The sequence below is a fragment of the Psychrobacter sp. 1Y10 genome (assembly GCF_052259005.1).
GTDB lineage: Bacteria > Pseudomonadota > Gammaproteobacteria > Pseudomonadales > Moraxellaceae > Psychrobacter > Psychrobacter saeujeotis.
The window spans coordinates 1-26,533 of record NZ_JBQQES010000011.1 but is presented as its reverse complement, the minus strand read 5'-3'; the positions used below and the strand labels follow the sequence as shown (position 1 = coordinate 26,533).

The following is a 26,533-nucleotide window of genomic DNA, read 5'->3' as shown; positions in this document are numbered from 1 at the left end:
TTGAATCCTCAAAATGTTCATTGCACCAAAAATGACAGCGGCGTCTATTAATGAGAAGTAGATAAAATTAAAATCATGCTAATGTAGATATTTTATTTTAATCCTTATCTTCAATTGCTGCCGTTTATCTTGAATCTTAAGTTTAGAATACTGATCATTAATGACTATAACAAAGGACTGTTTACCATGCTAAATAACGTTACTGCTACGGCGAGCTCATTACGCCAACACCTGCCCTTTTCATCTAATCAAGACCATGACATCACCCCTTATTACCGAAACCATGTCGCCGCGATTACTGGTGCAGGATCTGGCATGGGGCGCGAGCTTGCCATTCATTTAGCGCAAATGGGCTGTCATGTCGCGTTATCAGATATTAACGCTGAGCAATTGGCACAAACCAAGGATTTACTCGTTGGTTACGATGTCAAAGTGACTACTACAGTACTCGACGTCTCAGACAATAAAGCGGTTGAAGCTTGGGCCGATGAGGTCATGAGCAATCATGGCAAAGTGAACTTTATATTCAATAATGCAGGCGTGGCACTCTACTCTACCGTAGAGGGCAGTAGCATTAGCGAGCTTGAATGGGTAATGGATATCAACTTTTGGGGCGTGGTTTATGGCACAAAGGCATTTTTGCCATTGATTAAAAATAGCGTAAAACTCAGTGAAACTGAAAGCAGCGCTGCTAAGACAGACAATAAGTCACGAAAGTTTAATGAGCATGGTCATATCGTCAATATCTCAAGTCTGTTTGGCTTGACCGCTCAGCCGTCACAATCCGCTTACAACGCCAGTAAATTCGCTGTGCGCGGCTTCACCGAGAGCTTGCGCCAAGAGTTAGATATCCAGCGCTGCGGCGTGTCAGCGACCTGCATTCATCCAGGTGGCATCAAAACTAATATCGCCAACAGTGCGCGCGGTAATGACAGCATAAACGACATTGGCATGCGTACTGGCCCAAAAGCCATCAGAAGTTTTAATAAGTTTTTGAAATTTGATGCTAATGAAGCTGCTTGGATTATATTAGAGGCGGCGGCGACCAATCAGCGACGCTGTTTGATTGGCAATGATGCCAAGATGATAGATGCTGTACAACGGATATTTCCAGCGCGTTATAGTCAGGTGTTAAACGACGCCAACAAGCTTTCTCGCAAGCTAAAGCCACGTCGTGATAAAAAACCAAGCACCGCTAAATAGTTTTGTTTATTGGCTTTTTATTTGCAGAAAAGCCCAGTTATTTAAATAAATGGGCTTTTTGATATTTCACGTATTATTTTCAAATAAATACAATCTATCAATTAATGAGTAAAGGTTTCTAAGCGATAACCTTCTGATTTCATGCAATAACCTACTAATTGTTTTGCTTTTTTTTCTGAAAGATCTTTAGCACCAACCTCTACTCGACAATGTCCAATTTTATCTTTGACGCTTTGTTTAGTTGCTCCTTCTTTATACCAAGTCGTATAAGACTTAGGTGTACTAGCACAAGCAGACAAAATAAGAGTAGTAAATGTTAAGACGAGTAATTTATTAAAGCTGTTCATATCTTTCAAAATCCAAAAAATAGTGGGTTAAACAAAAGTTTGATTAGTCTCAGTATTATAAGGAATTTATTACAAAACAGCAACTTTATAGCAATATAAGGTGAAAGAATAATATAAAGTATGATAAGTAAATCAGTATTCAGTTTTGAAATAATAATTAATGTAGATAAAACTATTTTCGCAAAACGCGGAACTTTCTTTAAACTGTTAAGGCAGTTTCATATCACCAGCAACCAACCAGCCCATACGGCGCATTACATAGGCGATGATACCAGCAATCACTGCTGGTAGTACAAACATTAATAAAATAATCGCTGCCCATAACTGACCTGTGCTCATGATCCCTTCTGACGCCTCAATGACGCCAAATACGCCGACTAATCCCGCCGTACCCATCCCAGCACCTGTCGCCGTACAAGCAAGTCCAAAGCCGACTGTCGCGATAGGACCAACGATAGCGCTAGCGATAACGGCTGGCAATAGTATTAGCGGCTTTCTTAATACATTAGGAATTTGTAGCATACTCGTGCCGAGACCTTGAGAAACCACACCGCTCACGCCGTTGTCTTTGAAGCTCGCCACGGCAAAGCCAATCATATGTGCCGCGCAGCCAACGACAGCCGCCCCGCCAGCCAAACCGCCAAGCCCAATAGCGATACAGATAGCCGCGCTTGAGGTTGGTAGCGTCAATAAAATACCAACTACGACTGCAATGACAATTCCCATTAATAACGGTTGTAACTCAGTGGCCGCTTGGATACCTTGTCCAATAGCATCAACAGCAGCGACGATAGGTGGATTAAGTAATGCACAAACAGCTAATGCTACTGCGCAGACCAGTAGCGGTACTAATAAGATATCAAGCTTTGTTTTGCCCGCGACCCATGTCCCGGCGCGATAAGCAAATACTGATGCCAAATATGCACCTATCGGATTACCGGGCAGAGCGACAAAGGTCGCCGGTCCACCCACTTGCGGCGTAAAGAGCGTCCCTGCCATTAGCGCTTCAGAATGCGCGCCAAGCATACCTGCCACTAAGCAGCTAAGCATAACCAACGTCGGTGCTTTAAGATAATAAGCAATACCAACGCCGATACCAGCGCCCATCAAGATCGAAGCCAGCTTACCGACAGCGATAAGGGCGGGCATATCTAACCAGCCACCGATTTGCGAGATGATAAGACCAGCAATCAGAGTGACAAATAGCCCTAAAGCCATACCAGTAAAAGCATCAATAAAATATTTTTGAAAAAATGCTTTAATCATGCTGATAGGTAGTGCCAAGTTAGATACAGTCATAGCCATACTCTTTATGAACGTTTTGGTAATAGAGATATAATAAAACAGCTAGGGGAGATATATTCAATAAAAACAAGAGATAAAAAAAGCGTCATTGCGACGCTTTTTAATCAGTGACAAACTATAAAAACACTCGCAAGTAATCCAATCTAACGACGTTGCTCAACGATAATTGAATCAATACCGTTATTCTGTAGACGTTGCTGGGCAGTGGTCACTGCTTGACGAGTATTCATCGGCCGCGAAATAACTTGATAAATTGGCAAACCGTTACCTGTGGTATTCTTGACCACTCTAGCGTCAACACCAGCCATTAGTACTTGAGCGCGGCGGCGATCGGCTTCATCAGCGTCACCGAAGCTATTGATTTGTAGAATATAAGTGGTCGCAGGTTTGGCAGGTTGTATACTAGCAGTACCCGAATTTGCGTTATTGGCACGGTTGGTAGAGTTGCTGTTGCCATTGTTGCTAGTAGGCGTTGTCCCGTCGTAGGTCGCATCTTCTTCAACAATAACAATATCATTGTCACTATCATTATCGGCCGCATTGTTGCCGCGACTGGGCTCAATGGTGGTACTTTCCGAAATACCAAAGTTGCCCGGGTCATCATTACGGCTGCTAGAGCTGTCTTCAGGTTGAGTAACCACGACATCAGGTTCAAACGCTCCTGAATCACCTAGTTGACCGTTCTGATTAAGGTCTTCATCAGGGATAGTAGCCATTTCTTGATTTGGCAAGATATCATAAAATTCATAATCGCTATTATCGGTATCCGTCTCAACACGCGGCTGCACTTGCCGATCAGGATCAGAATCAGCAGTGCTATCAGCAGGACTAAAATCAAATAATGGTGAAAGATATAAAAACACTCCTATCATAAGCGTTAATATAGCCCCGACTAACATCCATAATAAGCCTGATACGCTACTTGTTTTGCGCTTTTCTGTCGCACCTTTAGGTTTTTTGGCTAGCATGGATCTTTATCTCCCTACTGAATCTATCATAATCAAATTATTGCGCTTTGACGTCTGCGCTTATACTACATGCTAGACGGTGCAGACAATCCTAATAAACTAAGCCCATTAGCCAACACTTGACGTACCGCTTTAGATAGGCGCAAACGTGCTTGCATCAAATCAATCTCGCTTTGGGTTGGTGTTTCACCTGACGTTAAGCTCACAGGCAAAATACGATTGCTGTCATACCAGCCATGAAACAGTGCCGCCAACTCTTTTAGGTAGTTGGTTAATACATGAGGCTCGTAACCTGTCGCAGATCGTAACAATGTCGCAGGATATCCTGCCAGCAATTTAATAAGCTCATCTTCATTGGGAGCGGTGAGCAGATTTTGATGCTCCAAACCAATTGTATCGTTTACCACAAGCCCATTATTTTGTAGCTTCTCCAATACTCGGCAAACACGTGCATGTGCATACTGAATATAATAAACTTGATTGTCCTTGCTTTGTGATTTAGCAAGCTCCAAATCAAAATCAACGTGTACTTCAGGCTTACGTGCCACGTAATAAAAACGTGCCGCGTCATTACCTACTTCATGACGTAGCTCACGTAGAGTGACAAATTTACCCGAACGTGATGACATTTGCACTTTTTCACTGCCACGCCATAAGGCCACAAATTGTACCAATACAACATCAAGACGTTCAGCGTCGATACCAAGCGCCAATAATGCTGCTTTTACTCGCGGTACATATCCATGGTGATCTGCGCCCCAAACATTGATGACCTTATCGAAACCACGCTCAAATTTGTTCTTATGGTAAGCGATATCAGAGGCAAAATAAGTCGTCTGACCATTGGCACGGCGTACCACACGATCTTTTTCGTCACCAAAATCAGTCGATTTAAACCAAATGTTGCCGTCCTTTTCGTACAAGTAGCCTTTTTCATCTAATACTTGTAGAGCAGGCTCAATCTCGCTGTCAATCGATCTCTCACTAAACCAGCACTCATAGCGTACGCCAAAGTCGTTTAAATCATCTTTGATATCAGCCAAAATGCTACTAAGCGCTGCATTCAAAAACAGCTCATAGCTGGCACCAAGTAAGATTTTACTATTGTTAATCAAGCCATCAATATGCGCTTCTTTGTCACCTGATAGCAGTGTTTTTTCACCATCAGCGTTTACCTCAAACTGCGCATCTTCTACTACTTCTTTAGCGACTTGGGCAAAGCTATGTACGTAGCTATCACCATGCTGTGTCTTTAATGTTTGGGCGATATCACGGACATACTCTCCTTGATAACCGTTGACTGGGAACGTTATTTGCTCGCCATTGGCCTCCAAATAACGCAAGTACGTACTGGTCGCTAAAATATCCATTTGACGACCAGCATCATTGACATAATACTCACGCGTGACGTCATAGCCAACTGCTTCAAGCAAGTTTGCCACACTCATACCAAAGGCTGCACCGCGCCCATGACCGACATGCAAGCTTGATGTTGGATTTGCCGACACAAACTCAACTTGTACTTTTTGTCCTTCAAATTGATCGCTTAAACCAAAGCGCTCTTGTCGTTTAAAGATATCATCTAATACCGCAAACTTAGCTTCGGCGTTTAAGAAAACATTAATGAATCCTGGGCCTGCAATTTCTACCTGTCGAATATTTTGATTGTCAGGTAGCGCATTGACGATTTTTTCAGCCAATTGACGTGGATTGGCTTTAGCAGCTTTGGCGGCTGTGAGCGCGATATTACTGGCAAAATCACCATGACTAAGGTCTTTAGTACGGGTAATTTGACTATTATTCTGCCAATCATTTGGCAACGTGCCATCTGCTTGTAGGGTGCGAATAGCATCATCAAATAGTGATGCTAGCGTATCGATTTGGGCTTGTGACATAGGGATTTTAACTCAGTTAAATAAACAACAAAAAACAGTATAAAATAGGAGGGTGCGCACAGTCGATAACTGCTTATTATAATAGCGCCCGACATTTGAAGGAATAAAATAATATAAAAAAATAAGTAACCTGTAAATATAACAATCTTTGCACTTTATTGCACTATTTGCACCGAAATTAGCGCTAAAATCTTATGCTTATACTAAAGCAGATCATCAATTGGTACATTTGTCTATTTAGTGGTCTTGTAATGGCTAAGTTAGCCTGATTATTCAGCTTATATTATATTCAAGTGTGAAGCGTTAAGTAACCTTGACCAGTAGTATTGACGGAGCAGTCATGTCAATTGTAGCGTTCCTGTTGCCTCATCCATAGCGGTAGTTTATACCTATGTATTTCCGCGTTATAATAGCTGTTTATATTGTACCCTTCTATTTATTTGTCGTGCCTTCTATTTGTCACCGCTCATATTATGAGTGGTAAGACGCGCTCATTAGGTCGATTATTATAAAAAAAGCTATAAAATTTAGATATAAATAGAGGGCACATTACCACTTTATAGGATTATGCTATGTTTGCTATTGCCGCTAGTACCGTCACCAGTTGGGGACTGTACGTATTATTACCTATATTTATCGCATTCTTATTCTTTATTGTTTGGGACATCACTAAAAAGTCCGAAGCGGGCCGTGCAGGTACTTTTTGGATATTTTTAGCACTAGGAGCAGGTTTTATGGGCTTTGTGCTCAAAATTTTATTGGAAGTTGCCTTTGATAAATGGCTACTTTAATCTTTGATTATCAATGAGTACGAAACATGACTCAATACATAGTGAATAATCACATCGGTAAGCCCATCTTAAAATACCAAATTAAGCCCCAAAAGCTACACGTCAGAGGTTATATTATTTCTTAATCAGGCTATTTCTTGGCAATGATGGTCGCACGCATCGGTGCAGGATAACCTTCTACAGTCTTTGTAACATCATTAGAATCTAAGAAATCTGCTAACGAATGATACGTCATCCATTCGGTTTTGCGCTGCTCCTCAGTCGAGGTCACTGCCACATCAACGCAACGCACGTCAGTGAATCCTGCCTTTTCTAACCAACCGATTAATGCCGCCACCGATGGTAAAAAATATACGTTATTCATCTGCGCATAACGGTCATGCGGTACCAGCACGGTATTGGCATCGCCCTCAATAACCAAGGTCTCAAGCACTAGCTCGCCACCTTTTACCAGTTGGCCTTTGAGCTGTTGCAAATGTTCAAACGGTGATTGACGATGATAAAGCACACCCATGCTAAATACCGTATCAAATAGCTGACTGCCTTGGTCGCTACTGGCAGGCAAGGCCTCAAGTGGTACAGGAATATAATGGGTACGGTAGCGGCCTGTCTCATGAGCATCGGCAGTACCAACGAAATGACGAATCGCCATAAACTGATGATAAAACAGACATGACGGATCTACGATAATGACTGTATCTGCCCCTGCCCCTGCCATACGCCAACCGTGATAGCCAGAGCCGCCACCTACATCCAATACGCGCCGACCTTTTAACGTGCCCAGATGCGGTGCGACCCGCTGCCATTTCCAATCACTGTGCCACTCAGTATCAATCTTAATACCTGACTCATCATCGCCAATTTGAAAAGGCCCTTTACGCCATGGCATGAGCTGCTTAAGCAATGCCGTTGTTTGTTTGCGCTGAGACTCTCTCAGATTTGCCTCAATCGTCAGTACATCACTGTTTAGATCGACACTATTAACGGTTAAATTTGGCAAACGCGCCACCGATGCTTGGTAAGCAGGCGCGTGCGCATAGTTGGCTTTGTCTTTTATATCACCCAGCCATGTTGGCAGTTGCTTAAGCCACTCATAAGCATTGGGCTTTTCTTGCGCAAGTGTCAATAAGGTTAAATACAGTTCACGTTCGGCGTTAGCAATGGTGTCATTAATCATAAAAAACCATGTTTGATAAAAATGGAAAGATGAGTCAATAATTTAGATAGCTATTTAAACGCTACAACAGAAACAAAGTTTAAAAACTGAAACCAGGTCAGATGACGCTGAAAACCAACTTGGTCTAAACGCTGATGATGCTCATCTAAAGTATCGGTGATCAGGACATTTTCTAGCGCATTACGTTTGCCGCTAATCTCCATCTCGGTATAGCCATTGGCGCGTTTAAAATCATAATAACGCTCAACCAACCACGCATCGTACTGCTCATCAAACGCATGGGTCTTTTCGGTCAGGACCAGTATGCCACCCTCCTCTAGCGCATTATAGATAGTCTCCAATACCGCTACCCTATCAGCGGCTGGCAAAAACTGTAGCGTTAGATTAAGAATCACCATATCACATGGCTCAAGCTTGACGTCACGAATATCCGCAGTGATAACTTCAATATCATGCTCAGGATAATTATCACTCAATAATGTGGTTGCCTCGTTTGTCATCGCAGGTGAAATATCAATGGCTTTAATCTGTAAATCTTGTGGCTCAAACTCACCTGCCAGTGTCATACTGGCAGCACCCAGCGAGCAGCCCAAATCGTAAATGCGACTGACACGCTGACCACTTTCACTCTGCTGACGATACTTACAATGACGACGGGCAAATATGGGTAGCATCGCCAGCACTTGACCATAACCAGGCACACTGCGGCGAATCATATCGGGGAAGCACGCCACTACTTGCTCATCGAAAGAAAAACGCGCCGCTTTATCGAGTGGCGTGGTAAACGGTTTATCAAATAAGGTGTCATGTTTGATAGCAGGCTTGGGTTGGCTCATGGGGTGGCTCATTTTTGGTTTTTAACAATGGAACTTTGCTTAGGAATTATTCAGCAAATTCGATTAATGCTTTAGTCAATTCTCTTTAAAACCGAAAAAATACTATTAAGATGGATTTTTCGCAGCCTCTAGGCAGAGCAGCATGAAAAGAAAGTTTATCTCAGTAGCATTTGGCTGTTAAGGAACAGATGTTATATCTCATTGATTATATAAGACAGATGTCATTGTTCCAGAGCAGACTAACGTAGCAAAAGCTCATTATAACATTACTGTTTGTTACTTATCACGTTAGGCTTGCCTGCTAAGCTGAATGAGTATTGCTAAGGACGATTAAGCATTGAAAAATGCAGATATTGTAACCAAATAAAGACCTTAGCTCATTTTTATAATAACAGGTATAACAATAGGAAAAATTATGCAAACCATTATCTTAGGCGGTGGCTGTTTTTGGTGCACCGAATCCGTATTTTTATCAGTGAAAGGCGTGCAATCTGTTGTATCAGGCTATATGGGCGGTGATGCTGTATCCGCTAATTATGAAGCGGTTTGCAGTGGCAACACAGGACATGTCGAAGTTATCAAAGTTGAGTTTGATGAGACTGTCGTACCGTTAGAAGTGGTGCTTGATGTGTTCTTTGCCACTCATGATCCCACTACTAAAGATCGTCAAGGTAATGATGTCGGTAGCCAGTATCGTAGCGTGGTGTTCTATACTGACGAAGAGCAAAAACCAACCGTCGACCGTACCATTAACAAACTACGTGATATGGGCGTTAATGTCGTTACAGAAGTACATCCAGCTATGGAATTTTATAAGGCAGAAGAGTCGCATCAAGACTTTTTTAATAGAAATCCAGGACAGGCCTATTGCAACTTTGCAATACCACCAAAGCTTGCAAAACTACGTAAAGAATTCAGTAAATACATAGTGAGCTAAATACTGGCAGCCATCTTGTAAGCTTTAAAAGCCAAGGGTTAATACGCTTGGCTTTTTTATTGCATTTAGCGGTATGATAGTTGGTAACGATAAATATTTAGCACATTGATATTTTTAGGACATTAATCTTTTTGGGGTAGTTATATGAACTCAGAATTCTGGCAATCGCGTTGGCAAGAAGGTCGTATTGGCTTTCATCAGTCTGAAGTTAATCCATTACTCATAAAATACTTTAACCATTTAAACTTACCTGCTGGTAGTCGTGTACTGGTTCCATTATGTGGCAAGTCTATTGATATGGTATGGCTAGCAGAGCATGGCCATGATGTGGTCGGGGTTGAATTGGTTGAGACCGCCATCCAAGAATTTTTTGCTGAACAAAATATCTTCCCTACGGTACATCAGCATGCGGATAATCCAGCGATCAAATATTATCAAGGTCAGCTTGCAGAACAAACCATCACGTTATGGGTTGCTGATATTTTTGCACTGGCCGCTGATGATATCGGTGATATCGATGCAGTTTATGATAGAGCTGCTTTAATCGCCCTACCCGCTGATACGCGTCCAAAATATAGCGATCAGATTCAGCAGCTCAGCCATCACGCATCTCAACTGTTACTTACCTTAAACTATGATCAAAATGAATGGGCAGGCCCGCCGTTCTCAATTAGTCATGATCAAATCCAGCAGTATTATAGTGATCACTATCAAATAGCCGAGCTTGAAGGTGAACCTGCCACCTTAAATGCCAATCCTGAGATGACAGTGACCGAGCATGTTTGGCTATTAAATAATAAACAAGATTAACTATCTCTAACGACGAAATAGTGGTTAAGCAATGATTCAATCATAACGGAGAAACCTGATGAAAATTATAGTTAGTCTCGTAAGCTTAATCGCCTTTTCGCTGGTCGCATTACCAGGTCCGCTTTATAAATATGGTGTCGTTGACCTAGGTACTGCCTTTACAGGATTTAAATTTGGTGTGTTTGTTGGTATCGCTGCACTCGTACTGCTGGGTATACAAGTACTATTTCAACGTAACACTGTCAGACTTAGTAGCGCACTGGTAGCAGTGATATTTTCTGCGATTGCTATCATTGTGCCGCTTAGTATGATGGATACTGCCAAAAACGTACCGCCTATTCATGATATTTCAACTGACCTAACAAACCCACCTAAGTTTGTGGCTATTGTCCCTCTACGTGCCGATGCACCAAACCCAGTCGAATATGCTGGTGAAGAGACGGCAAAGCAACAACGCAACGCTTATCCTGAACTGCAAACCTTAACTTATACGCAATCAAAGTCTGAACTAGTGAAAGCTACCGAACAAGCCGCTGTTAACTTGGGCTGGGATTTGGTAAATGTTGATGCTAGCACTGGTATCGTTGAGGCGACCGATTCGACGACGTGGTTTGGTTTTAAAGATGATATCGTCATACGGGTAACTGATGAAGGTGGCGAACATCTGGTCGATATTCGCAGTAAATCACGGGTTGGCGGTAGCGATTTGGGCACAAATGCTGAGCGTATTCGCAGTTTTATTGACGAGTTGAATGAGGTTTTGAGTGATTGATTAGTTTTGGACATACATAGAACATGAGCCAATTTAAAAGCTATAGTGTTTGCCATTATTATATAGACGATAACTCTAGCCTTATCCCTTCGTCCACTTATATAGTAGTTATTTATAACCTTCAGGCTTCAATACTTTTTCTTTACTAGTAATATTGGTTACTCTAAAACCTGCTATTATAATGCACTATTGTCACCTCATATTTTCTTGTTTTTCTTCTTAGTCGCTCTTTTGACTATCCCTTTTTACCTATCTTTTTTGATAGCCTCTTTAAATTTTATAGGATACTTTCATGCGTTTGAATAAGCTCTCTACTCTCTCTTTGTTAACCGCTGCAATTGGCTTAAGCCTTGCCAGCACTTCACAAGCAGCCAAACCTGATGCCCCCTACTTATCTAATAGTGAATTTCAGCAATGTTTGGATAATTTAAAAAATTCGAGTAAGTTCCGCGGGGTGGACAGTTATACTTTTAATAACTATCGTCCAAGCGCGCCTGATCCGAGCGTCATTCAGTCGCTTAACTATCAACCAGAATTTCAAAAAGACGTTTGGGATTATTTGTCAGCGTTAGTGGACAAGGAGCGCGTAGAAGACGGTATTCGCGCCAAGCGTCAGTGGTCGGATACACTACGTCAAATCGAGTCGCGTTATGGCGTAAAAGCTGAGCATGTACTAGGTGTATGGGGCGTAGAATCCAACTTTGGACAGACCTTAGGCAAAAAACCATTGTTCGAGTCGTTAGCAACTTTATCTTGTTTTGATCGTCGCCAAAGCTACTTTCAGGGCGAGTTTGCTAATGCGCTCAAAATCGTACAACGCGGTGATATTGCACCAAGTGATATGACTGGATCATGGGCAGGCGCTTTTGGGCAGACACAGTTTATGCCGAGCACCTTTTTAGAGTTGGCAGTGGATTTTGATGGTGATGGTCGCCGCGACTTGGTCAATAACGTACCCGATGCGCTGGCCTCTACCGCCAACTTCTTGGACAATCGTGGCTACCGCACAGGCGAACCTTGGGGTTATGAAGTCAAACTTCCCGATGGTTATTGGGCAGCATCCAATCGCAAAGATAAAAAATCGATGAGCCACTGGCGTAATCAAGGCTTAACCCTTACTAACGGTCGTCCGCTACCCTATGACTTGAATCGTGCTGGCTTATTACTGCCTGCTGGCAAGGATGGTCCTGCTTTTTTAGTGGGTAAAAACTTCGATACGTTTTACTCATATAATGCCTCAGAAAACTATGCGCTTGCGATTGCCCATTTATCAGACTTAATCACTAAAGAGGACAGTAGCAAAACTGACTTCATTACCGCATGGCCGACGGATGACCCAGGTATCAGCCGTCAACAAGCCAAAGATATCCAGCAAGCATTGTTAAACGCAGGTTACGATATTGGCGGTGTCGATGGCATCATCGGTGATAATACGCGTACTGCTATTCAGCAATATCAAACCAGTCGTGGTATTTTTCCAGCTGATGGCCGTGCAGGACAAAAATTCCATCGTTTGATTATGGGTAATACTACTTCTCATAGGGTTCAAGAGAGCAACCACTATGGTCAGCCCGCAAATAGTAGGCCTCTAACACCAGCATCTGCTGATCGTATGGGTCAACTGATCCAACAGCAAACGACGATTACGCCAAGCACGCCTTCGTATGCGTCACCAAATCAACCTTCAAGCAACATTCGTTATCGCCGCGTAGTTGGTAATGATGGCGTAACTCGTTTAATCAGAGTTGATGAAGGGTCGTAGCTATAGAGGTTGCAATAGCAAGTCAAAAAAAAGCCACGCTATACCTAACGTGGCTTTTTCTTTGCTGATTTATTAGGCTATTTTAAAACCTCTGTCAATAAAGTAGATACTTAGGAGGATTTAAACAATAGGGGGAGGGTTTGGTTTGCCATTGTCGCCGCCCCACTCTTCACGAGCTTTGTCATCTAAATCAGCTGGTGTCTTAGGCTCCCACTTACCGTTTTCTTTCCAAGTTGCATCGCCCCAATCCTCATCTTCAGCTTTTCTATCTAAATCTTTATAAGCTTTTGTAGGGTCAATACCACGACGCTTCATATCTGCCACTTGCTCTTCTAGTGTGCGAAACTGATCAGCATCGTGCATGGCTTTTTCAAGGCCGTCGAGTTCATGAGTTAAATCATCATGTTTGCCAGTAGTCATTACGCTCTCCTTTAATGGTTTAAAATATCTGGTTCAGTATTCAAAATTATGCTTAATAAAATATTTTTATAAGTTTTTATATTTATAAATATTATCTACATTCATTTATTCAGTAGCATATACTTTATCTACTGTCTTATTATCGCTAGTCTATGATAAATTAACAACTACTGCCTCGTATGCTTTGTATTACAAAACGTAGCCTATTATCGTTGTGGCAAAATACAGTTTGTTTGTTACTTCTACCTATTTATGATCATGAATAAATCTAGACGATGACGTGATGATTGCGCCCTAACCCATATAAACCTTAGTGTACTCACATATTGCTATCTTTATATATTTTTTTGGCATAAAAAGTCATTTTCCATAACTCTTGTGATGCCTTTGCACCGGACGCTGTCAACTGAATCCAATTAGCAGCCACCAATAGGCTTTGTAACTTATTCAAATCATTTTGAGCAATTTGGCAGCGTGAAACTGCATGGACATTAGGCATCATTTTTTTAATGTCTTTGTCTGCCTTAATGGTAATTAGACGATTTAGACAACCTTGCAAACCATGATTTGAAAAGGTTCCAGGCATGCGTGCCAGCGCATGTAATATTTGCTCCCAAGTCAGGCTCGTTGACATTGTGATATCAGTTAAGTTACCACCTTCGTAGGCTTGAGCACTGTACTGCATGTCAAATTTTTCTGATAAATCAATGGATTGTGTGATGTTATCCGTTGCATCAATACTTTCATCTGATTGGCTATCGAGATTATCATCATCACGAGGCTTACGACTTACCTTAGTAAAAGTGCTCGATGTTGACCCAAAGTCACGCGGCGTCACATGACTCTGAGTGATAGAATCTTTGGTACTACGATCTATTGTTGTCCGGCTTGGTACCCCATTTAATTCGGCAGTTATATTGTCATAAGCGATTTTAAGAAGCTCGTCAATATTGGTATTGTCATCATAATAATAGATGTCTTCTACTTGTTGCTCCACCAAGCGGGTAAAGTCGTGTAATTGACGACCCACATCGACAGAGCGAGTTTGAGATTTAACTAGCACAAACATAGGTTTTAGCTTGGCCCTTGCACTTAGATAACTCAGATGCATTTGGCTAACACCTAGATTTTGTGTTGTACCATAGCTGTCACCGATAACGACGATCGCGTAATCACAAGCGTCAACAGATTGTCGGCCATATAAAGAAGCTTGCGGCAGTCTAGGTGAGACGTCATAGGTCAAGAACGCACGAGATTGAAAAAACACTGCCAAACCGTCTAGTACCAACGGTTGCTCATGAGCTACGCATATTATATGGACGTGATAGCGACGACTTTGCAATATACCCCCTACAACGACAGTGATAATAATGACATAAAAAAGTGCCCAAACATGCAGGCTTTATAAATATAAACTTAGCACAATCTTAGCAAAGTATGGACGATTTGTGATTGATTTGTGGCAATTATTCTAGTAACGATAGTATATCAAACTGCTAAATATCTTGAACTGTCAGAAAAGCACATTTAAACAATTGGTTTAACAGTTAAAGCATATACTGTATTTGTATATGCTCACCTAAAAGACACGACACCAACTTATCTAGCCTTTCATCATGTTTGGTTGCATAAAAAACCAATGGCGGCCTGTTATGACAAGTCGCCACTAAAGACTTTTGAGCCAATAGCTTTTTTTCAGCGAGTAAAGACTGGACACGCGTGGCAATCGCTTGTCCTGAGTCTACTACCTGTATGGCAAACTGTTGGGCTTTGATCTCATGAATCAAAAAATCTTTGAAAAAAGGATAATGCGTACATCCTAATACCAAATAATCTACCTTAGCATGTGCAAAGTGTCGTAGCTGCTGACGTAAACGCTGCGCGACCTCAGACGTCTCTGTCATACCAGACTCTACCCATGGCACCAATTGCGGATCAAAGTATTTGGTTACTTGAGTTCCGCTAGGGATCGCTATATCAGTAATGACTTGATTGAGTAACGTCCCATCTAAGGTGGCTTTGGTGGCCAGTACGGCCACATGACCACTGTTGCTGGCTATGACAGCAGGTTTGAGTGCTGGGACTAAACCCACAATAGGAAGGTTTGGATAATGTCGACGCGCGGCCTCTAATCCGTGTGCAGACGCACTATTACAAGCGATAACGATCAACTTACAGCCTCTTTGGTACAGCCATTCTACTGCTACTAGCGTTAGTTTTTCAATATCTTGACTCTCACGATTGCCGTAGGGTACATGTAATGTATCGGCATAATAGATATAGTGTTCGGCTGGTAGTTGCTGCGCTAAATGCAGATAAACTGATAGCCCGCCCACACCTGAGTCGAAAAGACCAATCGGCGCTGAGTCGTTTTCGCCCTTCATACCACATTTATAGTTGGTTGAATTGACCGATATGTCTTTAGCGTTGGTAACAAGTCTATTTGTCACTGAAGGCAAAACAGCATCAACAGTACTCATAGCTTAGTACTACTATCATGGTGTAGAGCGAGCTTAGCAAGATTTATATGTTGATTCACAATGTATGTATTGCCATGTTGTTTGATAAAAGACTTATTTTAAAGCATACCAACGTCTGACGCACCCAATCGGTAATCCATGTTTATAATGAGTAAAAATTAATTATCAGGCATGAGTAACTGATAAAACTGTCCCCCACTCTGTAAGGTCAGTATCACTTCATCGTTTTGCTCTGTCAACTGACCAATTTCTGTGAGATGATAAAATGTATTACGGCCGATCAATGCCGTTAAACCATTGCGGACAAGCATATAAGGGCGCACTTGCTCTTTTGCAGTTTCTTTTTGCGGTGTGCTTGGTTTGTATAAACGCAGCTCAATCGGATGCTCGTTATCCAAACGCACCACATCACCTGTCGTCGTTGTAAACTCTAACCAACTTACCCCCTCTTCAGTCACGATACCTACATCATTAATCAATAATGGGACATCTTCGACCTGAATACGTAACTTTTGGACTGGGGTTTTTAAAAAATACTCAGTAGTACTGTTGGTTTGTTCTTTCCATAAGACGGTAGCAAACAAGCTGATCAATGACTGCCGGGTCACCATGACCCCTTCATGCCACCATTCTCCATTGGCTTTGATGACTAGATCCATATCTATCGTTTGCTCTGGTTGCCATTTATCAAGCGGAGGTATAGAACGTCCTTGACGAGTACCAGCGGATGATTTTAGATAGTGGCTTAGAGAGTCTAAGTTGTTTAGACTTTGAGAGCTCTGCCCACTATCCTTACTACCTTTACTATCATCAATAGCTGTCATGTCTATATCACTAGTCTCATTAATCGTGTTACTGCTCATAGCATTGTTTCCTAATATTCATCAAAGTTTGATAACGACAGCACTATTATTAATTATAGTTTCGGGTATGATAAAACGATTAGACTTTAGATGCTCATCGTATTAGTCTTACCTTAACACTGATATCTATAAATGCGTATCGTGTTTATAGGACTTTTCTTTTATAATGAGTAACGAATTTTATTAAAATGACGATAATTATGTCGTTTTGATTGTCCTTTATTATGTTGTTCATTAATATGATCTCAATGAAGATATTGTCGATTAAAGCCGCAAAGACAGTTTTTATCGGGCAGCCATATGTCTGAGAGGTACTTGTGTCGCAAGCATATTATTTAAGTGCGAACGTGATACCCAGAGATAAGCCACTATAGAGTTTAGGAGTAGGTATGCAAGAGCAAGATAAACAAACGCCAGTCATTGATGCTGATATCGTTAATACTGACGCACCAAGTACTGTAGATACATCCACGACAGAATCGCCAGAAAATACACAAGACAATGTAGAAGACAACTCTGCTGAAAAAGCGTCAACTGAGGCTGCTGTCACTGAAGAAGTTACCAAAGAAGAAGCCGCTGAAGACAACCTTGTTGATAAAGCACCTGCTGATACAGCACCTGAGCCTGAACCAGTAGAGCCTGAAATTGAGCGCGAATCGATGGAGTTCGACGTTATTATCGTCGGCGGCGGTCCTGCAGGTCTGTCTGCGGCTATTCGCTTACGTCAGCTTGCCATTGAAGCAGGCAATGACGAATTTATGGTATGTGTTGTCGAAAAAGGCTCTGAGTTTGGCGCACATACGTTATCAGGTGCGGTGATTGAGCCACGTGCTTTGGACGAATTGATACCTGATTGGAAAGCTAAAGGCGCGCCTTTAAACGTGCCGGCTATCGAAGACCGTGTTTACATGCTAGGTTCTGAGACTAAAAGTACCAAGCTGATGGACTCAATCGTACCAGCCAGTATGCATAACGAAGGCAACTATATTGTCTCATTGGCCAATGTTGTACGCTGGCTTGCTGAGCAGGCAGAAGAGCTGGAAGTTATGATGTTCCCAGGCTTCCCAGCTTCTGATATTTTATACAACGATGATGGGTCAGTAAAAGGTATCTTGACCGGTGATATGGGCGTAGCCGCCGATGGTGAAGCCAAAGCCAGTTTTGAGCCAGGTTATGAATTACTGGCAAAATATACTATTTTTGCTGAAGGTTGTCGTGGTCACCTTGGCAAACGCTTAATTAGCCGTTTTAGCCTAGATAAAGACTCTGATCCGCAGCATTATGGTATCGGTCTAAAAGAGCTATGGGAAATTGCACCAGATAAACATGAGCAGGGTGTGGTCATGCATGGCTCAGGTTGGCCTTTAACTGACACGGGGTCGACAGGCGGCTGGTGGTTATATTTCGACGAAAACAATCAAGTTAGCTTTGGTATGGTGATTGACTTATCGTATTCTAATCCATACATGTCACCGTTTGATGAAATGCAACGTCTAAAGTTACATCCGCTTATTCGCAATATCCTAGAAGATGGTAAACGCGTCTCTTATGGTGCGCGCGCTTTGACCAAAGGCGGTCTAAACTCTTTACCAAAATTCACTTTCCCAGGTGGGGTACTTGTGGGTGATGATGCAGGGTTTTTGAATCCAGCAAAAATCAAGGGCACACATACTTCAATGAAGTCAGGCATGCTTGCAGCTGAAGCCATCTTTGAAGCACTACAAGCCGATCGTCAGCATGATGATGTGGTGGCATACAGCACGATGTACAAAGAATCATGGCTTTATGAAGATAATTATGAAGCACGTAACTTCGCGCCTGCGATGCACCGTATGGGCCAATGGATGGGTGGTGCCTTTAACTTCATCGAACAAAATATCCTACGTGGCAAAATGCCATTGACTATTCATGATAATTTAAAGGATTACGATCAGCTAGAGCGTGCAGCTCATGCATATCAGCCCGTATATCCTAAACCTGATGGTAAACTGGTCTTTGATAAATTGTCTTCAGTATTTATCTCCAACACCAATCATGCAGAAAACCAGCCCACACACTTGAAACTGACAGATCCGACAGTACCTGTGTCTATTAATTTACCGTTGTATGCTGAACCTGCACGTTTATACTGCCCAGCTGGTGTTTATGAAGTGACAAAAGACGCTGAAGGCGCAAAGTTTGTTATCAACGCGCAAAACTGTGTCCACTGTAAAACTTGTGATATTAAAGATCCGTCACAGAACATTACATGGGTAACGCCAGAAGGCGGCGGCGGTCCTAACTATCCAAACATGTAAATCATGTTTTAGATAATTTTCATTATAAACAGCTAGCTACTTTCCAATAAAAACCGCCCTTATCGTTAAGGGCGGTTTTTTATACTTATCTATCTAATTATTAAAATAAAGCTTAGTCGGTCCAAGCATCACGATTTGCCTCATCTTTCAACTTAACAAAGTCATCAGGGTCAAATTTGATTTGGTCTCCAGTTTTGCCTTCTTTTACTTGACGTTCATAGTCACGTAATATTCTAAGTGCCACAGGTGATAGGATTAGAATGGCTGTTAAGTTGGTTAAGGCCATAAGCCCCATAGATAAATCAGCAAAGTTCCATATCGCAGGTAGACTTGCGATGGCACCGATGAACACCATCCCTAATACCATAAAGCGGAAAATCATAATCATAACTTTGGCGTTTTTGGCACCAGAGATAAACTCAAGATTAGACTCACCATAACTGTAATTAGCAATGATAGAGGTGAATGAGAAAAAGAAAATAGCAATAGCAACGAATATAACACCCAGATCACCAACATACTGTGATAAAGCCAACTGCGTTAGCTGAATACCTTCTTGTTCAACGTTTGGATCAACCACACCTGACAGAATAATGATGGAGGCTGTGGCAGTACAAATAATCAATGTATCCATAAAGACACCTAGCATTTGCATAAAGCCTTGCACCGCTGGATGATCTGGATAACTTTTAGCAGTTGCCGCAGCATTAGGTGCTGAACCCATACCGGCTTCGTTGGAGAAAAGACCACGCTTGATACCGTTAATCATTGCCTGAGCAATACCATAACCAATGACACCGCCTGCTGCTTGCTCAAAACCGAATGCGGACTTGACAATAAATGCGATAGCAGATGGAAATTGACTAAAGTTAGTGACGATAATAAATAGCGCTAATAATATATATAAAATGGCCATTACTGGGACAATTTTACCTGCAATACGCGCGACCGAACGTAATCCACCAAAGACTACTGGTGCGACCAATACCACCAATACTACGCCCGTCATCCACGTAGGAATACCAAATGCTTCGTTGGTTGCCTGTGCGATAGTATTTGATTGAACACCATTAAAAGCCAAACCAAACGCAACGAGCAAGCATATGGAGAAAAATATCGCAAGCCAGCGTTTACCTAAGCCTTTTTCGATATAGTAAGCGGGTCCGCCTCGGTACACGTTATCGCTATGAGGTACTTTGTATGCTTGCGCTAAAGTCGACTCGATAAAACTGGTCGACATACCAACGATTGCAGTCATCCACATCCAAAACACAGCCCCAGGCCCGCCAAGATAAATGGCTATCGCGACCCCTGCCAAATTACCCGTACCAACCCGTGCAGCAAGAGAGGTCATCAAAGCTTCAAACGAGCTGATACCACCATCTTTGCGGCCTTGATTAGACACACGTAATAGTTTCCACATATGTCCAAAATGGCGGAACTGAATAAAGCGTGTGACCACTGTAAAATAAAGACCTGCACCAATTAATACGAACATTAATAATCCGTACCAAGGGTTATTAACAATTAACCAATCGTTATTACCCCAAATGATACTAACACCGTAATTTACGATATTGTTAAACCAACTTGCTATCCCTTCGCCCATACTTTCACCTTCATTTCATATATTAGTGATGCTGTAAACTGCATCATAAGCTTATATTGTTTGTCCGATGGTTTTGTAGTTAGCGCTGTCTTTAAAGCCAGAGCGCAACGCCATCAGTAACCGTTACTACGAAGGTTATCTTCGATCTTTTCTTAAAATGCCTTATATGATTACATTGGCTGTAACCAAACCGAACATTCCTGTATCTATATTTTAACTCACTATGAGTGTTTTGGCTCTTTTACTCTAACCGACTAGAAGGCAATAAGCTTAAACCAACATAATTCTCTTAAATATACAAAGAATTTAGTCAAATTATCATTATTCGCGTGCCCCCTATCAACCTACGTTACTACTTACGTTAATTTTTTTATAAAATAAATGGCGTAAAGTGAATATAACCATTAAGATAACAAGGAAATTTACTATTTTTCAGTCTAAAACGATAGTTGAGAAATCGTTTTTGTTCCAATCAGCACCATAATTAATATTAAGTTTCTGCTAAATAAACATTTAGTTACAATAAGTAATTTACATTTAATTATTGTTAATTGAGTAAATATTGTATATATTCCTAATAAGTTTATGACTAACCAGTTTAATAATAACAATATTGTTATTTGACTTTTATAACAGATGTACAGATTTTGTAGTTGTCTATAATTCTTATATACATTTTTAGTTTTGGCAAGTGTAAAACATATGTGTAAAAATAACGATTACAGTGATGTTGTTTAATCAATAATAAACTTATTTATGATCAAATTTGTATTGTTAACTTTATCTACCTCAGATACAAGTCAAATAGAGTTTAACAAACAGAATATTCAAAAGGTTGGATAAAAACGACGGAGTGTTAATTTATATAAACCTCCTTTGAATTTTTAAATTACGCTGTTCTCTAAGATACGTTACTACGTTACATTGTCAGCGATATTGCACCAGTGATTATATCTTTATAAGATTTTAGTGTTACAAGAAATCGCCTCAAGCTTATCCATGTTGTTGGTAATTTTTGATTAATAATATTGATTGGTCATTCTGTTTTAGTTTTTTGTACCCTGTGGCTCTATTCTTTCGCTATAAACGATACAGCTTTAGACAGTATATGCTAAACCATAATGACTTATTAAAACTCAATTATTAGTCTTGTATTTATGTCAGGCAAAAGGAGTTGTCCTATGGAAAACCACAACGACCCATCCGGTTATTGGCGTGCCAATGTCCGTCTCATCTTAGGTAGCCTTGTTATCTGGGCTCTATGTTCTTATGGCTTTGCTATTTTATTACGTCCGCTACTTGCAGGAATTCAATTCGGTGGTGCTGACTTAGGCTTCTGGTTTGCGCAGCAAGGATCCATTGGTATATTCATTATCTTAATTTTCTTCTACGCTTGGCGTATGAATAAGTTGGATAAACAATACGGCGTAGATGAGGAATAAGCCATGAGTCAGTATGTCATTAATATTATTTTTGTAGGGCTATCTTTCGCGCTCTACTTCGGTATTGCTATTTGGGCTCGAGCTGGGACGACCAGTGAGTTCTATGTGGCAGGCGGCGGCGTTCACCCTGTCGTCAACGGTATGGCGACCGCGGCTGATTGGATGAGTGCGGCGTCTTTCATCTCTATGGCAGGTCTTATTGCAGCAGGTGGCTATGGTGCGTCCACTTATTTAATGGGTTGGACTGGTGGTTATGTTCTACTAGCCATGTTACTTGCTCCTTACTTACGTAAGTTCGGTAAGTTTACCGTTCCTGATTTTATTGCCGATCGCTTTTATTCTAAGACTGCAGCTATGATTGCCGTGGTTTGTTTGATTGTGGCGTCTACCACATACGTTATCGGTCAGATGACAGGTGCTGGTGTTGCCTTCTCACGCTTTTTAGAAGTTGAGAATGATACGGGTCTGATTATTGCTGCTGTCGTGGTTTTCTTCTATGCCGTACTAGGTGGTATGAAAGGGATTACTTATACACAGGTTGCGCAGTATGTGGTCTTGATGATTGCATATACTATCCCTGCGGTCTTCATCTCACTTGAGCTAACTGGTAACCCTATTCCAGGATTAGGCTTATTTTCAACACACGTAGAATCAGGTATTCCATTATTAACTAAGCTTGACCAGATCGTGGTTGACTTAGGTTTTGAAGCTTATACTGCTGATGTGCCTAATAAGCTTAATATGGTGTTATTTACCTTGTCGCTTATGATCGGTACAGCAGGTCTACCGCACGTTATCATTCGCTTCTTCACTGTACCTAAGGTGGCTGATGCGCGTTGGACTGCAGGTTGGACGCTAGTGTTTATCTCTTTGCTATATTTTACAGCCCCTGCAGTTGGTGCTATGGCGCGTCTAAACTTAAACGATACTATTTACCCGCAAGGGGTTGATCAGCCTGCGCTTGAGTACAATCAGCGTCCTGATTGGATGAAAACTTGGGAAGATACAGGTCTCATTAAGTATAATGATCTAAATAACGATGGCCGTATTCAAAGATACTTTGATAGTGGTCTTGGTAATGCTAAGTTGGCATTAGCAGCAGCTGAATCTGAAGGAGGCGACGTTGCTGCAGCTACTGCGGCGGTAGCAAAAGCACAAGACGCTCATGATCAAGAGCTTGATGGTCGCTTTGCTGATGCTGGCTGGGCTGGTAACGAGCTTGATGTCAACAATGATATCATTGTATTGGCGAATCCTGAGATTGCACAGCTTCCACCTTGGGTTATTGGTCTAATTGCTGCAGGTGGCCTGGCAGCAGCATTATCGACAGCAGCAGGTCTATTGCTCGCAATTTCATCAGCCATTAGTCATGATCTAATCAAACGTAACTTAAATCCAAACATCACTGATAAAGGTGAGTTACAAGTCGCTCGTATCTCTATGGCGGTCGCTATTGTTGTGGCTACTTGGCTCGGACTAAATCCACCTGGATTTGCCGCACAGGTCGTTGCATTGGCTTTTGGTATTGCAGGTGCCTCACTGTTCCCAGCGCTAATGATGGGTATTTTCTCCAAGCGCATTAATAACTTAGGCGCTATTTGTGGCATGCTTACCGGCCTACTTACGACCTTGGTTTACATATTTGTCTTCAAAGGCTGGTTCTTTATTAGTGGTACTGCCAACTTCCCTGATACTGCTGAATATTGGTTGTTTGGTATCTCGCCATTATCATTTGGTGCGATTGGTGCGCTACTTAACTTTATCGTAGCCTTTGTGGTATCTTACGCTACTGCGCCTCCACCGATGCATATTCAAGAATTGGTTGAGAGCGTACGTTCTCCGCGCGGTGCTGGTGGTGCAATAGATCACTAGTCTTACGTACAATGATATATGCTTTGTTATTATATATCACTCACAGGCAGTAACTGCTTGTGAGTGATTTTTTTATCTCATAATTAATAATTATCTCACAAGAGTTGATATGTTCTACTTTGTTAGATGCCTCTTATCAAACATGGCTATTATGTTAAGGAATATTTTATGCTTTTTGAGTTTATTGCCACCATAGCTGCTGCCTTTGGTATGGCTGGATTAGCACTTATCATAACTCACCTCAGTAAATTGGCTGGTAAACGCGCACCAAAATGGCTAATCCCTCTATTTGCCGCTATTGGTATCTTTAGTTTTCAGATTCATCAAGAATATAACTGGTATCATCAGCAAGTCGCTAAGCTCCCTGAAGGTGTAACCGTTATTAAAACAGCTGAAAGTACAGAATGGTTTCGTCCATGGTCTTACGTTAAACCACAAATATTACGCTTTATAGCAGCAGATGTTGATAATGCGAGCGTACAGCTGGACAACTCGGATATATATTTGGTCAATTTGTATTTGTTTGAAAGACGTAGGAGTGTGCAGAAAATTCCACAAGTTATAGACTGTAGTGTTCCTGCACGTGCAGATTACGTACTACCAGAAAAAGGCAGTACGCTTACAATTGATGAGCATGTGAGACAAACAACTGCATGGCGAGACTTGGCAAAAGATGAGCTACTATATACCAGCGTCTGCCCCACTAAAGCCTAACTACGAACGGTCGTACTCGTATAATGATGCTTCGAGTTTGCTCCTAATAGCAAGCCGGCGCATAAACCGCCAAAGTGCGCGGCAAAAGAGATACCAGACTGTGGCATCAGTCCTTGTTTGATAATAAGCCAATAACCTGTTCCCATGACAATACAGGCCAGTAAGTAACCCCAACGCTTAGCGAATAAGGCTCCCCCTATCATATAGCCGAGCATGGCAAAACACAGCCCTGAAGCACCGATATGTATGGATAATGGCGAACCAATGACCCACGTAACTACTCCTGAGGCGACAACCAATTTAAAAACGGTGCGATAAGCGTTGTTTTCAAAAAACCCAAACAAAAATAAAATCTGTAATAAGGTTACTGTGTTACCGAGTAAGTGAGAAAAATTACCATGCATTGTCCATGAAGCAACTATGCCGATCATACTGCCTATGTCTAATGCACGTGGCACAATACCAAAAATATTCCACAGTCCAAATAATACAAACTCATTTAAAAAAAACATCCCCCACATTGGTACAAGTACAAAAGCATATAAGCCAATAACCTGCTTAAGTCGAACCATCACCAATGCTAATACTTGTCGCCAATTCATCTTTGATCCTCTCTTTTAACTTTATATTAATGGTCTACAGAAGAAATAACAGGCTGTGCGGAGGTAAAGGGTAATAGCGAAGTATCTTTGTTAGCAGTTAAATAACTATTAGCATATAGTAAAGACGTTGAGTGATAAGGCACCAATGCAGTAGGAACAAAGTGACGAGCCGCGTTAATATGCTGAATGGAGTCATCAAAAAAGATATGCGGTGCAAAGGTCTTAAGTACTGCTGTTTTTTCAAGCCCTCCTAAGAAAAATGCCATATCAACATCTACGCCCCACTCACGTAGCGTCTTGATAGCGCGTAAATCAGCGGGTGCATTACGAGCTGTCACTAGCGCAATCTTTATTGGACAATGATCGAGCCGTGCTGGTAAACGTTCCTGTAAGCTTGAAAGCTTAATTAACAGTTCAGCATAAGGACCTTTCTCAATCGGCAAATCACGCATCAATGCTTCACGTTCATGGAAAGCCTGCAAACCTTGTTGCTTATATAACAACTCTCCTGAATCGTCAAACAGTACAGCATCGCCATCAAAAGCTATACGCAACTGCTCAGTATCAAGCTCATAGGTATCTACAGGCGTGGCATCAAGTATCGCACAAGCACAGATATTAGCATCTGCAACTTGTTGCGCGTCGTCACGATTGGTAGTCAAAAATAGGTCTACTTTAAAATCTGCAATATAAGGTGCAACCGGACTGCCAGAGATAAAAGCTGAACGTGATATATTTAGTCCATGAGCGCGTATGGCATTGAGTACTTGAATACCAGTATCAGGGCTACTTTTTGAGACAATAACAACTTCTACTAAAGGGGCTTCAACATCTGAATCTATTGGTGGCTGATTGTAGTTGTTTAAATTAAGAAGAGCCTGAATGAGCGGATAACCTGCACCTATGTTCAAATCATCATTCTCACGTACTGCCATATAATCACGAAATTCTTTGACGGCATTATCAGGCCTTTGTTGCAACAATTGCAATAAATGGTTTTCTGATTCTGATAAATCAAATAGCGCTGTTGCAGAAATTGCAACTATCAAGGTATTACTAAAATCAACTGCCATGACTATCTCTACTTATAATATTTCATATATTCAACATTTTAGGTGACCAGTTTACTACATCTTCAGTGTTCTTATAATCTTAAGAACTGATACGCCAATATCATTTAATTAGTAAAATTAAGATGTTAAATACTATTAATCATTTGTCTGAGCATTACCATCTAAATCTAACAAGGTAGCATTGGAGTAAACAGTCTTATACAAAATCCACAAAAAAGCCATACCGTTATAATAACGATATGGCCTAAAGAGATTAATTCTAAAGCTTATTATTCATCAGCTTTAACCAAGCAGCACCAAAGAGATCGCTGGGAACGCAACCAGAATAACCAAGCGAATGACATCAGAGACAATAAAC

At 41.5% G+C, this 26,533-nt stretch carries 23 protein-coding genes; 10 read left to right on the top strand and 13 right to left on the bottom strand.

Annotated features, from left to right (window positions below):
• Positions 1-186 precede the first annotated feature (186 nt).
• Positions 187-1,203, top strand: coding sequence for an SDR family NAD(P)-dependent oxidoreductase (locus ACTXGH_RS12670; protein ID WP_439297016.1), 1,017 nt, complete (start codon positions 187-189; stop codon positions 1,201-1,203).
• A 101-nt stretch (positions 1,204-1,304) separates the two neighbouring features.
• Here the strand turns inward: ACTXGH_RS12670 and ACTXGH_RS12665 are convergent, their stop codons facing one another.
• From ACTXGH_RS12665 to argS, 4 genes are all read right to left on the bottom strand, one after another.
• Positions 1,305-1,550, bottom strand: coding sequence for a hypothetical protein (locus tag ACTXGH_RS12665; protein WP_439297017.1), 246 nt, complete (start codon positions 1,548-1,550; stop codon positions 1,305-1,307).
• A 207-nt stretch (positions 1,551-1,757) separates the two neighbouring features.
• Positions 1,758-2,849: a PTS transporter subunit IIC gene (locus ACTXGH_RS12660; RefSeq protein ID WP_439297018.1), complete on the bottom strand. Its 1,092-nt coding sequence runs from the start codon at positions 2,847-2,849 to the stop codon at positions 1,758-1,760.
• Between the two features lie 149 nt (positions 2,850-2,998).
• Positions 2,999-3,823: an SPOR domain-containing protein gene (locus tag ACTXGH_RS12655; RefSeq protein WP_439263580.1), complete on the bottom strand. Its 825-nt coding sequence runs from the start codon at positions 3,821-3,823 to the stop codon at positions 2,999-3,001.
• Between the two features lie 65 nt (positions 3,824-3,888).
• Entirely contained in the window at positions 3,889-5,718 is a 1,830-nt protein-coding gene (gene argS, locus ACTXGH_RS12650; RefSeq protein WP_439297019.1) for an arginine--tRNA ligase, read from the bottom strand.
• 572 nt (positions 5,719-6,290) lie between these two features.
• Here argS and ACTXGH_RS12645 point away from each other — a divergent pair.
• Positions 6,291-6,509, top strand: coding sequence for a DUF2788 domain-containing protein (locus ACTXGH_RS12645; protein WP_058369544.1), 219 nt, complete (start codon positions 6,291-6,293; stop codon positions 6,507-6,509).
• A gap of 130 nt (positions 6,510-6,639) precedes the next feature.
• On the opposite strand, the gene cmoB is transcribed toward ACTXGH_RS12645, so the two are convergent.
• Together cmoB and cmoA are read right to left on the bottom strand one after the other, a co-directional pair.
• Positions 6,640-7,686 carry a tRNA 5-methoxyuridine(34)/uridine 5-oxyacetic acid(34) synthase CmoB gene (gene cmoB / locus ACTXGH_RS12640; RefSeq protein ID WP_439297020.1) on the bottom strand — a complete coding sequence of 349 codons (1,047 nt, stop codon included), beginning with the start codon at positions 7,684-7,686 and terminating at the stop codon, positions 6,640-6,642.
• A gap of 50 nt (positions 7,687-7,736) precedes the next feature.
• Entirely contained in the window at positions 7,737-8,534 is a 798-nt protein-coding gene (cmoA, locus tag ACTXGH_RS12635; protein WP_439297021.1) for a carboxy-S-adenosyl-L-methionine synthase CmoA, read from the bottom strand.
• Positions 8,535-8,937: 403 nt separating this feature from the next.
• Here cmoA and msrA point away from each other — a divergent pair, with 403 nt between their 5' ends.
• The 4 genes from msrA to ACTXGH_RS12615 all read left to right on the top strand — a co-directional run bounded on the left by msrA (position 8,938) and on the right by ACTXGH_RS12615 (position 12,803).
• Positions 8,938-9,459, top strand: coding sequence for a peptide-methionine (S)-S-oxide reductase MsrA (gene msrA / locus ACTXGH_RS12630; protein WP_439297022.1), 522 nt, complete (start codon positions 8,938-8,940; stop codon positions 9,457-9,459).
• A gap of 144 nt (positions 9,460-9,603) precedes the next feature.
• Complete coding sequence (tmpT, locus tag ACTXGH_RS12625) at positions 9,604-10,269, top strand: thiopurine S-methyltransferase (protein ID WP_439297023.1); 666 nt, start codon at positions 9,604-9,606, stop codon at positions 10,267-10,269.
• Between the two features lie 58 nt (positions 10,270-10,327).
• Positions 10,328-11,041, top strand: coding sequence for a DUF1499 domain-containing protein (locus ACTXGH_RS12620; RefSeq protein WP_439297024.1), 714 nt, complete (start codon positions 10,328-10,330; stop codon positions 11,039-11,041).
• Positions 11,042-11,333: 292 nt separating this feature from the next.
• Positions 11,334-12,803 carry a lytic murein transglycosylase gene (locus ACTXGH_RS12615; RefSeq protein WP_439297025.1) on the top strand — a complete coding sequence of 490 codons (1,470 nt, stop codon included), beginning with the start codon at positions 11,334-11,336 and terminating at the stop codon, positions 12,801-12,803.
• Between the two features lie 120 nt (positions 12,804-12,923).
• Here the strand turns inward: ACTXGH_RS12615 and ACTXGH_RS12610 are convergent, their stop codons facing one another.
• From ACTXGH_RS12610 to ACTXGH_RS12595, 4 genes are all read right to left on the bottom strand, one after another.
• The gene (locus tag ACTXGH_RS12610) at positions 12,924-13,223 is read right to left on the bottom strand and encodes a hypothetical protein (protein ID WP_058369554.1); all 300 of its coding nucleotides are present in this window, start codon (positions 13,221-13,223) and stop codon (positions 12,924-12,926) included.
• A 319-nt stretch (positions 13,224-13,542) separates the two neighbouring features.
• Positions 13,543-14,565: a DUF4062 domain-containing protein gene (locus tag ACTXGH_RS12605; protein WP_439263599.1), complete on the bottom strand. Its 1,023-nt coding sequence runs from the start codon at positions 14,563-14,565 to the stop codon at positions 13,543-13,545.
• Positions 14,566-14,770: 205 nt separating this feature from the next.
• Complete coding sequence (murI, locus tag ACTXGH_RS12600) at positions 14,771-15,607, bottom strand: glutamate racemase (protein ID WP_439297028.1); 837 nt, start codon at positions 15,605-15,607, stop codon at positions 14,771-14,773.
• A gap of 254 nt (positions 15,608-15,861) precedes the next feature.
• On the bottom strand, positions 15,862-16,566 hold the full coding sequence (locus ACTXGH_RS12595) for a DUF1285 domain-containing protein (RefSeq protein WP_439297026.1): 705 nt from the start codon (positions 16,564-16,566) through the stop codon (positions 15,862-15,864).
• 659 nt (positions 16,567-17,225) lie between these two features.
• Here ACTXGH_RS12595 and ACTXGH_RS12590 point away from each other — a divergent pair.
• A complete protein-coding gene (locus tag ACTXGH_RS12590; RefSeq protein ID WP_439263616.1) occupies positions 17,226-18,863 on the top strand; it encodes an electron transfer flavoprotein-ubiquinone oxidoreductase in 1,638 nt (545 codons plus the stop codon).
• A 112-nt stretch (positions 18,864-18,975) separates the two neighbouring features.
• Here ACTXGH_RS12590 and ACTXGH_RS12585 read toward each other — a convergent pair whose 3' ends face one another.
• Positions 18,976-20,472, bottom strand: coding sequence for an alanine/glycine:cation symporter family protein (locus tag ACTXGH_RS12585; RefSeq protein WP_439263603.1), 1,497 nt, complete (start codon positions 20,470-20,472; stop codon positions 18,976-18,978).
• A 1,181-nt stretch (positions 20,473-21,653) separates the two neighbouring features.
• Here ACTXGH_RS12585 and ACTXGH_RS12580 point away from each other — a divergent pair.
• The 3 genes from ACTXGH_RS12580 (at position 21,654) to ACTXGH_RS12570 (ending at position 24,500) form a co-directional block, all read left to right on the top strand.
• On the top strand, positions 21,654-21,914 hold the full coding sequence (locus ACTXGH_RS12580; RefSeq protein WP_299221704.1) for a DUF4212 domain-containing protein: 261 nt from the start codon (positions 21,654-21,656) through the stop codon (positions 21,912-21,914).
• Positions 21,915-21,917: 3 nt separating this feature from the next.
• Positions 21,918-23,786, top strand: a complete 1,869-nt coding sequence (locus tag ACTXGH_RS12575; protein WP_439263605.1) for a sodium:solute symporter family protein — start codon at positions 21,918-21,920, stop codon at positions 23,784-23,786.
• 168 nt (positions 23,787-23,954) lie between these two features.
• Positions 23,955-24,500 (top strand): hypothetical protein, encoded by a 546-nt coding sequence (locus tag ACTXGH_RS12570; protein ID WP_439263607.1) that lies wholly within the window; start codon positions 23,955-23,957, stop codon positions 24,498-24,500.
• Here ACTXGH_RS12570 and ACTXGH_RS12565 read toward each other — a convergent pair.
• Both ACTXGH_RS12565 and ACTXGH_RS12560 read right to left on the bottom strand, forming a co-directional pair.
• Positions 24,497-25,102, bottom strand: a complete 606-nt coding sequence (locus ACTXGH_RS12565; RefSeq protein WP_439297027.1) for a rhomboid family intramembrane serine protease — start codon at positions 25,100-25,102, stop codon at positions 24,497-24,499. The two genes, ACTXGH_RS12570 and ACTXGH_RS12565, sit on opposite strands and share 4 nt — an antisense overlap.
• Before the next feature lie 26 nt (positions 25,103-25,128).
• Entirely contained in the window at positions 25,129-26,175 is a 1,047-nt protein-coding gene (locus ACTXGH_RS12560) for a 5'-nucleotidase (protein WP_299221694.1), read from the bottom strand.
• Positions 26,176-26,533: the final 358 nt, after the last annotated feature.